8 protein-coding genes are annotated in these 12,782 nt (G+C 68.9%); 6 read left to right on the top strand and 2 right to left on the bottom strand.

What is annotated here, in order from left to right:
* Positions 1-230 precede the first annotated feature (230 nt).
* Positions 231-2,858: an MMPL family transporter gene (locus tag ACIHIX_RS34440; protein ID WP_399963169.1), complete on the bottom strand. Its 2,628-nt coding sequence runs from the start codon at positions 2,856-2,858 to the stop codon at positions 231-233.
* 770 nt (positions 2,859-3,628) lie between these two features.
* Between ACIHIX_RS34440 and ACIHIX_RS34435 the strand changes: the two genes are divergently transcribed.
* The 6 genes from ACIHIX_RS34435 (at position 3,629) to ACIHIX_RS34410 (ending at position 11,333) form a co-directional block, all read left to right on the top strand.
* Positions 3,629-4,123, top strand: a complete 495-nt coding sequence (locus ACIHIX_RS34435) for a VOC family protein (protein ID WP_399963167.1) — start codon at positions 3,629-3,631, stop codon at positions 4,121-4,123.
* Positions 4,124-4,166: 43 nt separating this feature from the next.
* A complete protein-coding gene (locus ACIHIX_RS34430) occupies positions 4,167-5,939 on the top strand; it encodes an FAD-dependent monooxygenase (RefSeq protein ID WP_399963165.1) in 1,773 nt (590 codons plus the stop codon).
* Complete coding sequence (locus tag ACIHIX_RS34425; RefSeq protein ID WP_399963163.1) at positions 5,936-6,778, top strand: fumarylacetoacetate hydrolase family protein; 843 nt, start codon at positions 5,936-5,938, stop codon at positions 6,776-6,778. The genes ACIHIX_RS34430 and ACIHIX_RS34425 overlap by 4 nt, the downstream gene beginning before the upstream one ends.
* 44 nt (positions 6,779-6,822) lie before the next feature.
* On the top strand, positions 6,823-7,611 hold the full coding sequence (locus tag ACIHIX_RS34420) for an IclR family transcriptional regulator (RefSeq protein WP_399963162.1): 789 nt from the start codon (positions 6,823-6,825) through the stop codon (positions 7,609-7,611).
* Positions 7,612-8,217: 606 nt separating this feature from the next.
* A complete protein-coding gene (locus tag ACIHIX_RS34415; RefSeq protein ID WP_399963160.1) occupies positions 8,218-9,681 on the top strand; it encodes an aldehyde dehydrogenase family protein in 1,464 nt (487 codons plus the stop codon).
* 92 nt (positions 9,682-9,773) lie between these two features.
* Positions 9,774-11,333, top strand: a complete 1,560-nt coding sequence (locus ACIHIX_RS34410; protein WP_399963158.1) for a carotenoid oxygenase family protein — start codon at positions 9,774-9,776, stop codon at positions 11,331-11,333.
* A gap of 441 nt (positions 11,334-11,774) precedes the next feature.
* Here ACIHIX_RS34410 and ACIHIX_RS34405 read toward each other — a convergent pair whose 3' ends face one another.
* The gene (locus tag ACIHIX_RS34405; RefSeq protein ID WP_399963156.1) at positions 11,775-12,758 is read right to left on the bottom strand and encodes a hypothetical protein; all 984 of its coding nucleotides are present in this window, start codon (positions 12,756-12,758) and stop codon (positions 11,775-11,777) included.
* Between the last annotated feature and the right edge of the window lie 24 nt (positions 12,759-12,782).

The following is a 12,782-nucleotide window of genomic DNA, read 5'->3' as shown; positions in this document are numbered from 1 at the left end:
GATGACGACGAGCAGGTTCTTCCTCATCATGCTCGCAATCCCAGTGATGCAGCCAGGTGCACCGGGTAAGCCACTTCACCCGGGGGCCGGTCCCCGGGTGAAGTGGCTGTTTGACGATCAGCAAGTGGCGCGCGGTGGGGTCACTGCCGGCGGTTCGCCGACGGAGCAGACAAGCTGAGGAACGGACCTGACCGTCGCCGGCACATCTCCGTGCACATCGGTGACAACAATCAACGCGCCCTCGGCAGGCCCGCGTCGTCCGGCCCGCTGGTCCCGGCGAGCAGCACGTCGTACGCCAGCGGCTCCTCGCCCACCTCCAAGGTGGCGGCCTGCGGTTGATGGCCGTGGGCCGCCGCGGTCAGGACGTACGAGCCGGAGCCCGGCGTCGGCATCGAGTACCAGCCGTCGGACCGGGTGACGGTTCGGCCGAGCTGACGCCCGGTCTGGGAGATCAGTGTCAGCGTGGCACCGTCGACGACCGTGCCCTCCGCGTCGCGCACCTGACCGTCGATGGACGGCCCGCTCATCGCGGGAACCGGGGCGGGCGCGCCGTCGGTGGAGGCGTACGCCGCCTGCGGCTCGGCCTCCGTCGACTTCCGCAGGGCACCGGAGCCCACCAGCACCGGCTGCCGCTCCGACTGCGGGTCCGTGGACGGGGCCTGCGTGTTCCCGCTCCGGTGCTGGTCCTGTGCGCGGAGCCGCTCGCCCTCGACGTCCACATTGGGCAGGGCACGGTCCAGCCACTTGGGGAGCCACCAGGCACTCTTCCCGAGCAGCGCGAGAACGGCGGGGACAATGGCCATGCGGACGATGAACGCGTCGAAGAAGACCGCGGACGCCAGTCCGAGGCCCATCATTTTGATCATGGACTCGCTGGAGCTGATGAAGCCGGCGAAGACGGCCATCATGATGATCGCGGCGGCCGTGACCACGCGTGCGCTGTGCTTGAAGCCGGTCACCACCGCCTGCTTGGGCTCCTCGCCGTGGACGTATGCCTCACGCATCCGGGTCACGAGAAACACCTCATAGTCCATCGCCAGGCCGAAGATCACGCCGATCATGAAGATCGGCACCAGCGACATGATCGGGCCGGATTCCTCGACACCGAGCAGACCGGCCAGCCAGCCCCACTGGAAGACCGCGACCACGGCGCCCAGCGCCGCCAGCACCGACAGCAGGAAACCGAGGGCCGCCTTCAGCGGGACGAGGATCGAGCGGAAGACGACCATCAGGAGCAGGAAGGCGAGGCCGACCACCAGCGCCAGGTAGGGGATCAGCGCGTTGGTCAGTTTCTGCGAGAAGTCGATGTTCATCGCGGTCGTGCCGGTGACCAGCACCCGGGCGTCCGTGTCGGCCTTGATGCCGTCGGCCTTGTCACGGATGGCGTGCACCAGATCCTCGGTCTGCGTCGAGGACGGTTTCGAGTCCGGGATCACGGTGATCGTCGCCGTGTCGCCGGCCTTGTTGAACTGCGCGGGGGTGACCGTCGCGACGTCCTTCAGACCCTCGATCTCGTCGGTCACCGTCCCGGCGGCCGCCTTTGGGTCACTGCTTTCCTTCGTGTCGACGACGATCATCAGCGGGCCGTTGAAGCCGGGGCCGAAGCCTTCCGAGAGAAGGTCGTAGGCCTGTCGCTGCGTCGTGGACTCCGGCTTCGTGCTGTCGTCGCCCAGCCCGAGTTGCAGCTGGGTCACCGGGACGGCCATGACCCCCAGAGCGACCACGCCCAGCACCAGGACGGCGACGGGACGGCGGACGACGAAGCTTCCCCAACGGGTGCCCATGTTGGGCTTGCCCTCGGTGTTCTGCCGCGCCTTCCTGCCAACGGACCGCTTGCTCTTCTTGCCTGTCGGCTGGATCTTCCGGCCCACGTAGCCGATCATCGCGGGGACCATCGTGAGGGCGATCAGCACCGCGAGCACGACCGTGCACGCCGCGGCGAGGCCCATTTTGGTCAGTACCGGGACGTCGACGACCGAGAGGCCGACGAGTGCGATCACGACGGTGAGTCCGGCGAAGACCACCGCCGAGCCCGCCGTACCCGTGGCCCGTCCGACCGCGTCCTCGCGTTCGCGGCCCTCGGCCAGTTCACCCCGGTAGCGGGAGAGGATGAACAGGGCGTAGTCGATACCGACGGCGAGGCCGATCATCATGGCCAGGATGGAGGTGGTGTCGCCGAGGTCGAGCGCGTTGGCGAGGGCCGTGATGCCCGCGACTCCGATACCCACCCCGATGAGGGCGGTCAGCAGCGGCAGCCCGGCCGCGACGAGCGAGCCCAGGGTGACGACGAGGACGACCGCGGCGACGGCGACACCGATGACCTCTCCGATACCGGTCGCCGGCGACTCGTCGAGCACGTCACCGCCGATCTCGACGGTCACCCCGGAATGCCGGGACTCCTCCACCGTCTTCTCCAGGAAGTCCTTGGTGGAATCCTTCAGTTCCTTGGCCGGGGCGGTGTACTTCACCTGTGCGTAGGCGATCGTCCCGTCCTTGCTCACCGCGTTGTGCTGGGTGAACGGGTCGGTGACGGAATCGACCTCGGGCCCCTTGCCGAGGTCCTTGACGGTCTGCTCGACGAGGGCCTTGTTGTCGGCGTCTGTCATCTTCTCGCCCGCGGGAGCCTTGAAGACGACGTTCGCGTTCCCTCCGTCGGCGCTCGAGCCGGGCGAACGCTGCGCCAGCAGGTCGTAGGCCTTCTGGGACTCGATGCCGGGGATCGAGAAGGACGATGAGCCTGCGGCGGGCGCGTTGAAGGCCGCGACGCAGGCGGCGGCCAGCAGGGCGGCCCAGAACAGGGCGATGTAGTGCCGTCGCCTGAAGGCGAATCGGCCGAGTTTGTACAGGAAGGTAGCCACAGGACGTGCTCCGGGTCGGTCGTGGACGGTTCAGGGCAACGGGCGGGCCCGACGACGACGGGGGCCCTCACATGCCCTGGAGGCAGGGGAGGTTGCGCCAAGTACGGCTGGAGAGCGGCTTACTGCTGGGGACGGAAGGAGGGGAGAGCCGAACGCCGAGGGCGGGGAACAGCACGGCGTGGGCATACTCAGCCGGGAACGCCCGCGCCGGCGGGCGATCGTCGGTCAGAGTGCGGGCGAAGTAGCCGCCGTTGAGCATCTGCGCCACACGATCCAACGCAGGCCTGTCCGCACGGTCTCGCCTCGGTCGACGGCACGCTGCACCACCCGGTGGCTCAGGTTGTCGACGACCGTCTTGTCGCCGTACCGCTTCGTCGGCTCACGCGCTTCGAACAATGGAGTGGGCCTTTCCTGCCTCGGACGTGGACTCGTCGCGGATGCCCCGCGGCGGCGTTCTTCGAAGCTAGGAGCGCACCAGGCCAGAACCCTGGGACCGGAGGGGAATCTTCAGTGCCCAAGTGGTACTGCGGTACCACTCGGCCGACCGCACCGAGGGGTCTCGGCGACGTGTGCCTCCGCCACCCGAGCCCGCTCCGAAAGCAGGGGTGCGGGAGACGCAAGGTCCGGAACATGCGCTCTCCCGGTCCGCCCCCTCCACGGCATCAGCGACACACACCGAGCGCGCCCCACAGTCAACGGTTGACGTCCAGCCGAGCACCCACCTATTGTCCTGTAAAACAAAACTCCAATCCTGAAAAAGGAGACACACCATGGCGATTACTGGTCTCGGCCATACCGGTTTCTGGGTTCACGACCTCGACGCCATGCGCGACTTCTACACGCGGGTCCTGGGCCTGACCGTGACCGACGAGGACGAGGAACTGGGCATCGTCTTCCTCTCCTCCCGCCCTGAGCAGGAGCACCACGAGTTCGTCCTGCAGAGCGGGCGGACCGCCCACGACGGCGCCAAGCTCACGCACCAGGTGTCGTGGCGGGTGGACTCCCTGGAGTCGGTCATCGAGTTCCACCACCGGTTCCGCGCCGAGGGCATCGAGGTGCAGCAGGAAGTCACCCACGGCAACGCGATCGGCATCTACTTCTTCGACCCCGAGGGCAACCGCAACGAGGTGTATCTGCGGGTGGAGCGCGACGTGCGGCAGCCGTTCCGCAAGACCCTCGACCTCGACCAGGAGCCCGCCGACGTGATGGCCGACGTGGAGCGGCTGCTGACCGAGGGCGGCCCGGCGTACCAGCCGGTCCAGTAGCCCACCGCACCCTCACACACAGCCGATCGATGGAGTCCCGCCCATGAGCAATCCCCAGACACCGCAACCGGAACCGGAACGAAGATTCACTTCGGCCACCTCGGTGCAACCCGACGTACTCGTGGTCGGCGCCGGTCCGACGGGGCTCACGGCCGCCCATCTGCTCGGCTCGCTCGGCATACGCGTCCTGCTCGTCGAGCGCAATCCGACAACGAGCAACGACGCCAAGGCGATCAGTCTGGACGACGAGTCGCTGCGCACGCTCCAAGCAGCCGGCATCGACGGGGCGGTGTACCCGATCATCGTGCCCGGCACGGGAACGAAGTACTTCGGCGTCGGTAACCGACCCCTCGTGCACGCCCGCGGCCTCGGCGACCAGCGGTTCGGGCACCCGTTCAAGAACCCCTTCGCCCAACCCGACCTGGAACGGGTGCTGGTCGAGGAACTGCGCGGCCGCCCCGACGTCGAAACCCGTTTCCGCACACGGCTGTTCTCGCTGGAACAGCACTCCGACCGGGTACGGGTCGGAGTCGGACCGAGCGATGGCACGGGACCGGTCGAACACTTCGACGTCTCGTACGTCCTCGGATGCGACGGCGGACGCAGCACCGTCCGTGAACTGCTGTCCATCCGCATGCGGGGGCGCAGCTTTCCCGACGTGTGGCTGGTCGCCGACACGGTGGGAGATCCCCACGACCAGCGCTACGGCATGCACCTGGGCGACCCCGGCCGCCCCACGGTCGTCGTGCCGGGCCGCGACGGCCGGTGCCGCTACGAGTTCCTGCTGCACCCCGGGGAGGGTCTACCCGGCGAGCCCCCACCGTTCGAACTGGTACGCGACCTGTTGCGGCCGTACCGCGAGATCACCCCGGACCAGGTAGAGCGCGCCGTGTCGTACACGTTCCACGCCCTGCTGGCCGACCGCCTGCGCGACGGACGCTGCTTCCTTCTGGGCGACGCCGCCCACATGATGCCGCCTTTCGCGGGCCAGGGACTCAACTCCGGTGTACGAGACGCGGCCAACCTCTGCTGGAAGCTCGCCGACGTCCTGGCCGGACGGGCGGGAGACACCCTGCTCGACACGTATGACACCGAACGCCGCCCACAGGCCCAGGCCGTCATCGACCTCTCGGTCCGGCTCGGCCGCATCGTCATGACGACGAGCCGCAGCCGGGCGCGGCTGCGCGATCTGCTGGTGCGTACCGCCATGCACACCCCGCAGGGGCGCCGGTACCTCACCGAGATGCGCTACCGGCCGAACACCCGCGTTCGTTCGGGCGCCGTCGTCCCCTTCGGCTGCGACAACAGGTCGCCGGTGGGCACAGCTCTTCCGCAGCCACGCGTCCTGCACGGTCCGCGCCTTCAGATCACCCGGCTCGACGATGTGCTCGGCCGTGGCTGGAGCCTGCTGGGCGTGGGCGTCACCGACGCCGACTGGAACACCGCCGTCCACGCCGGCCTGCCCGCAGGCGAGCGGGTATCCGTCGTCCTCGGTGACCGCTACCCGCGTGACGGCCCGGGGCGCACCGCCGTAGCCGACGCCGACGGCCGACTCCAGGCGCTGTTCGGCGGGCTCACGGGACACTTCCTGCTGGTGCGCCCTGACCGGCTGATCGCAGCCGTTTTTCCGGCCGACCGGGCAGAGCGTGTCTCGCGCAGTCTGCGTCGTTTCGCGCCCGCTCCAGGGCGCGACGTCTCCCTTGCCGCGTCAGACGGTCCGGCGGAGACCAGTCCCGAGGCCGTCCGACCGTGGCCCGCACCGACCACGCACCCCCTCACCAAGAGCGTTTCCAAGACTCAAGGAGGGCCCCGATGAGGCTCAGCACCGTCCGGCTGCACGACGAGCGCGGCACAGCCGCTGCCCGCCAGGAAGGGGACGAGTTCGTTGTGCTGCCCTACTCCGACATCGGCGAACTGCTGTCGAGCGGCGACGACTGGCCTGAACGCGCGGCCGCCGAGGACGGCGACCGCATCTCCCTGTCGACCGCGTCCCTCGCTCCCGTCGTCCCCCACCCGAACAAGATCGTGTGCCTGGGCCTCAACTACGCCACACACATCAAGGAGATGGGCCGCGCGACCCCAGCCCATCCGACCCTGTTCGCCAAGTACGACGGCTCTCTCGTCGGAGCCTACGACGACGTGCACATCCCGCCGGTGAGCGACGACCTGGACTGGGAGGCCGAGCTCGGTGTGGTGATCGGACACCGCGCGCGTCACGTGTCGCCGGACCGGGCGCTGTCCCATGTCGCGGGCTACACCGTCCTCAACGACGTCACCGTCCGGGACTGGCAGCATCGCACCCGTGAGTTCCTGTCCGGCAAGACCTTCGAGGCCACCACCCCGGTGGGACCCTCGCTCGTCACACCGGACGAACTGCCGCGCGGTGCGGCCGGGCTGACGATCAGCTGCCTTGTGGACGGCACCACGATGCAGAAGTCCAACACGGCGGACCTGCTCTTCGACGTCGCCGCGATCATCGCGTACGTCAGCACCATCATCACGCTCCTGCCGGGCGACCTGATCGCCACGGGCACGCCGGGAGGCGTGGGTGCCGGCCGCGATCCCAAGGTCTTTCTCCGGCCGGGGCAGGAACTCGTCACGGTCGTCGAGGGCATCGGCGAACTACGCAATACAGTCGTCAAGGACCGATGGTGACGCCTGGTGCCCATGACATCCCGGCACCCGTTACCATGTCTCGCATGTCAGGAACAGCGTCCACCAGCTATCGCGAGCGTAATTCCACGGCCGACCGGGCCCTGGACATCCTGCTCATGTTCACCGACACCCACCTCGTGGTCTCCGGCACTGCTGTGGCCGAGCGACTCGGCGTGGCTCGCTCGACCGCGTACCGATACCTCCAGAGCCTCGTGAGCAGCCGCTTCCTCGAAGAGGCGCCGGGTGGAGGCTTCCGGCTGGGGCTGCGCGTCATGGAAATCGCCCGGCTGGCACGCCGCAGCTACGGCCTGTCCGAAGTCGCCCTCCCTGCGATGACGACACTCGCCGAGGACGTGCGGGAGACAGTCCTGCTCACCAGGCGGACCGGAGAGCTGGTCGTGTGCGTCGATCGAGCCGAAGCAGGGACGGGCGCCGTGCGCATCTCCTACGAGAGGGGCAGCACTCTCCCCCTCAACGCGGGTGCGGCGGCACTCGTCCTGCTTGCCTGGATCCCCGACGAGGAAGCCCGACGGCTACTTGAATCAGCAGACCTGCGCCGTTTCACTCCCGCTACCCTCACGGACGTCGACACTCTCATGCAGCGACTGGCGCATATCCGGCGCGCCGGCTACTCGGTCACTCGTGGCGAACTCGACGCCGACGTGATGGGTGTCGCCGCTCCCGTCCGCGACGAGCACCAGCAGGTGGTGGCAGCGGTGAGCATCGCGGCCTTGGCCTCGCGTGTGTTCCCCGAGGCGGAGGCCGAGCTGGCCGGGAAGGTTCAGGAGACGGCACGGGAGATCAGCGAGCGACTGACAGCCGTCGGTGGCTGACACCCGGGCAGCGCCGAACGAGGCGTACCTGAAGGAAGAGTCCCACCCACGCCGGATACCGGGGCCGCCGACAGCGGTCCCGGTATCCGGCGGTTGTCTCCGGGCCGAGACGTCGACCGTGGCCACGACGTCGGAGAGTCCCCGCCCAGGCCGCGGTCGCAGGCCGCCATCCCGTGGCGCCGGGTACCCTGTCGCCCCTGGCAGGCGTTGAAGAAGTACGTCGGGGCGAAGCTGTCGGACGCCTCGATCCGAGCGTGGGCCCCCGACCCACCTTCACCATCGTGCAATGGGCCGCATTCGTGCGAATACTGTGCTTGCCGCAAGCTTGCGCGTCTCGGCACTCCTCCAGAACCGACACCACGGCACCCTGGGCATACCGGCACGACGACCCGTCGCCGCAGCCTTCGGCATACCGCTTGACATTCAACAGCAATGTCCTGTTAATCAAGATGTGAGTCCTGCTTAACGGGACACCCTAGTCTTCCCGAGCGGGCCGCGGCCCGGTTTCCGACCGAGTGACCAGCGCCACCTGGCGCGATGCCTCCGGGACCGAGGGACGGCGCAGACGGTGCGCCTTCCCATGTCACCTACGCAGAACGGAACACCATGATCCTTCTCGATGCAGCCGACTGGCAGGAGCGGATCTTCTCGGGCGGGTGGGTCAAGGGCTCGGGTGAGCCGTACGACTCGACCGAGCCGGCGACCGGAAAGACGCTGGGCCGCGTCGGCGCGGCCTCTCCCGCCGATCTGGACCGGGCCGTGACGCACGCGCAGCAGGCCCAACGCGCATGGGCGGCGGTGCCATACGTGGAGCGTGCACGGGTGCTGCGGCGCGCCGCGGCCCTCTTCGAGCGGCACCAGGCGGAGATAGCGGAGTGGATCGTGCGCGAGTCGGGCGCCCCACGGCTGTTCGCGGACACCCAGGCGACCGATGGTGGGGCCGAGGAATGCCACGAGGCCGCCGCACTCGCTGCGGCTCCCTTTGGTGAAGTGCTCCGGTCAGCCCAGGACCGTCTGTCGTTCTCGCGCCGGCGCCCGGTGGGCGTAGTCGGTGTCATCTCCCCGTTCAACGCGCCGATGCTGCTGGCCATGCGTGCGGTGGCCCCGGCGCTGGCCCTGGGCAACGCGGTCGTCCTCAAGCCCGATCCGCGCACTGCGATCTGCGGCGGTGTCACCATCGCGCGGGTCTTCGAGGAGGCAGGGCTTCCCGAGGGCGTCCTGCACGTCCTGCCCGGTGGCGCCGCCGTCGGCGCGGCGCTCGTGGAGCACCCGCGCGTGCCCGTCATCGCCTTCACCGGGTCCACCCGGGCCGGGAAGGCCATCGCGGCGGCAGCCGCGCAGCGGCTCAAGCGGGTCCACCTGGAGCTGGGTGGCAACTCGGCGCTGATCGTCCTGGACGACGCCGACCTCGACAAGGCCGTGTCCGCGGGCGCTTTCGGCTCCTTCTTCAACGCCGGGCAGGTCTGCATGGCCGCCAGCCGTCATCTCGTGCACTCCTCGATCGCCGAGGAGTACACAGCCCGCCTGGCCGAGCACGCCGACGCCACACCAGTGGGTGATCCGATGACCGGCACGGTCCTCATGGGCCCCATGATCGACGAGGGTCAGCTGCGGGCCGCCCACGCCGTGGTCTGCGACAGTGTCACCGCGGGAGCACGGCTCGCTGCCGGTGGTACCCATGAAGGCCTGTTCTACCGGCCCACCGTCCTCGCCGACGTCCCGCTCACCGCCCGCGCCTACGCGGAGGAGATCTTCGGCCCCGTCGCGCCCGTAGTGACCTTCCAGGATCTCGACGACGCCGCCCGGCTGGCCTCCGACAGCGAGTACGGGCTCTCGCTCGGCATCCTGACCCGCGATGTGGCCAAGGGCCTGGCGCTGGCCGACCGCATCCCGACCGGCCTTGTGCACATCAACGACCAGACCGTGAACGACGAGTCGACCATCCCGTTCGGCGGCGTCGGCGACTCGGGCAACGGCTCCCGCCACGGAGGCGCCGCCGCCAACCTCGAGGCCTTCACCGAACAGCAGTGGGTCACCGTCCGCCAGGAGATCCCCGGCTACCCGTTCTGAGCATGACCCACGGCCTCCCGGACAAGGAGGCCCGGCAAGGGCCGCTCCCGCTCTCTCAGATCAACTCTCCCACCCGCACCTGGAGCACTCCGATGAGCTCAGTCACCTCCGGCCCGGGCCTGGTCCCGCCCGACCCGATGACGATCGCGCCGCGTGCCGCGCTCGGGCCGTCGGTCCCCCGGCTGGCACAGGACGCCGCCGGCTGGGCGCACCACAACAAGTTCCTCGACGGCCCCTTCACCCCCTGGACGGAGGAGACCGAGGCCTACGACCTGGAGGTGGACGGGGAGATTCCGGCCGACCTCGCAGGGGCTCTGTTCCGGGTCTCGTCCAACCCCCGTTTCCAGCCACGCGATCCCGGCCGCTATCACTGGTGGGAGGGCGACGGCATGGTGTGCGGAATCTATCTGCGCGAGGGGCGGGCCGCGTTCCGCACCCGCTGGGTAATGACCGATTCCATGAAGTTCGAGGTCGAGCAGGGCGAGGCCGTCTACAGCGGATTCGCCAACGGCGGCACCCTCGGTCCGCTCCCCCAGGGCGCTCCACGCGCGAAGAACGTGGCAAACACCAACGTCGGTGTCTTCGGTGACCACCTGCTCGTCTATTACGAGGGCGGGCTGCCGTACGCGATGCACCCCGAGACCCTGGAGACGTACGGCACCCACGATTTCCACGGTGGCATCGACGTACTGTGCACCGCCCACTACAAGATCGACCCAGACAGCGGCGACATGCTCTTCTTCGCCGCGACCGGGCCGGTCATCACCTGGTACCGGGCGGACGTGAAGACCGGGCACGTCGTGGAAAGCCACAGCCTCGACATCAAAGTGCCCGTGCTGATGCACGACTTCGCCGTCACCGACCAATACGCGATCTTCTTCGTCACCCCGGCCCAGTTCCGGCTGGACCACATCATGCGGGGCAAGCCGGGAGTCGTCTGGGACGAGGCATCGCTCCCGCACGGCGTACAGATCGTGCTCATGGACCGCCGCACCCACACCGTCACCTGGCACGAGGTGGGCGGCCACTGGGCCAACACCCACTTCTACAACGCCTACGAGCGCGATGGGCAGGTCATCGTCGACGGGCACCGCATCACCCGCCTGGGCACTCCTGCCGACCGGCTCGACACTCCCGTCACCTCCCACTCCTGGTTCCCGCCGGCCCTGCCCCACCGCTGGCGCGTCGACCTGGCCACCGGCTCGGCGACGGAGGAGATGACCAGCGGTGTCGCCGGTGAGTTCCCGCGGATCAACGACGCGTACACCGGCCGGGAGCACCGCTACGGCTACTTCGTCACCACGCGCGCGCTGGCCGAGGACACCATGAGCGACGGCCTGGCCAAGCACGACTTCCTGAGCGACGCCACGACCGTGGTCGAGGGGCCCGATGCGCTGACCAGCCCTGGTGAACCCGTCTTTGTGGCCCGCCAGAACGCTACCTCGGAGGACGATGGTTACCTACTGACCCTGTGGTGGAACCGCCTCACCGGGTTGTCCGAGCTGCTCATCCATGACGCCGCCGACCTGCGCCGCACCCCGCTCGCCCGGGTCAAACTCCCGAGCCGCGTCCCGTTCGGCTTCCATGGCAACTGGGCCGATCACGCAACCCTGGACCGTGCCGTCTCGGCCTCGCGCGGCGGCGCCGCCTGATGGAAGCTGCCGGATCGGACGGCCTCGGTGCCGTAGCCACCAGCAGGTGAGCACTTCCATCACCGGAAGCAGTTCCGTCACCCCGGCCTCCGGCAGCCATCACGGTGATGTCGGTCCCGGCCGAACCCCTCGGCGTCGACGGGTTCGGCCGCTGACATGCCGAGCTGAGGTTTTGGGGACGATGCCGATCTCTGGGAGCTGCCGTTCGGGCGGCGTTGTACGGCCGGGCGGAGAGTACGCGTCGAGAGCGTGCTCGGGCGCGATCCCGCGGGCCACCGACGAGTGGGTGCGGCGGGCTGAGCCGAGGATGGAAGCGGAGCGTGCGTGTGACGAGGCTGTGCGGGGAGTCCTCTGTGGGGGGTAGTCCTTGAGCGTCCTTTGTCACGTACACCCATGGTGAAAGCCGGGCTTTGCACGGCCTGGTCGACGACAAGCCGAAGGTCAGCGGAAGGCGAAGTGCTCGGCGTGCAGGTGGTGCCGGGCCATTCCCCGGCCGCGGAGGGCGATGGTGAGGTTTTCGACCATCGAGGCGGGTCCGCAGAGGAAGACATGGGTGTCCGGGGTGAGGGGCCCGGTGGCGGCCAGGATCTTGTCGACGGTGAGCCGGCCTTGGCGGCGGCTGTACACGGAGTGGAGTCTGAGAGCCGGGTGGCGTCGGGCTGCCTCGGTGAGCTCTGGTAGGAATGGCGCGTCAGTGGCGGTACTGGTGCAGTAGAAGAAGTCCGCGCTGGGCAGGGCCTCTGCGTCTTCGTGGGTGATCCAGCCCAGGAAGGGGGCGATGCCGATCCCGCCCGCGATCCATATCTGGCGCTGCCCGCCGACCGTGTGGTCGAACATGCCGTACGGACCGCTCAGTGTGGCCGGGGCGCCTTCGCGCAGGTCGGCGTAGAGCCTGCGGGTGCCTCGGCCGACGGCGCGGACGGTGAGACGAACGCAACCGTCGTGCTGGACTCCGGCTGCGCTCAGGGGATGTTCGCGCCAGGCGCGGTGACCGCCGACGCGCAGGTAGACGAACTGACCGCCCTTCACTTGCAGCGGCGCGTGTCCGGCCGGTGCGAGGGTGAGGTCGACGATGTCGGGCGCCGGACGTTTGACGGCGTGGACGGTGTAGTCGGCACGCGGGGCCCTGCGTCGCATGACGAGTTCGTCGTAGGCGTAGGCGGCCGTTCCGACGACGCCCATGACGACGTACACGATCTTGAGGACGCTGGACCGGCCGATGATGTGGTCCAGCACCCAGCCGTGCACCAGCGAGGAGACGACCAGGAGTCCGATGAGGCGATGGACGACAAGCCAGCGCTCGTGGGGCAGACGCAGAATACGGCCGACGCGGGCGAGGGACACGACGACGAGCACGAGCAGGCCGAGAGCGGTGGCGAGGCCCAGCGCGCGCCCGAGGCCGACCGCCGGTGGGGACTCCCTCACCGTCCTTCCCGCTTCGGTGTCTCG

Source organism: Streptomyces sp. NPDC051913 (assembly GCF_044593635.1).
In the GTDB taxonomy this organism is placed as follows: Bacteria; Actinomycetota; Actinomycetes; order Streptomycetales; family Streptomycetaceae; genus Streptomyces.
This window is presented reverse-complemented; position numbering and strand designations above follow the sequence as displayed.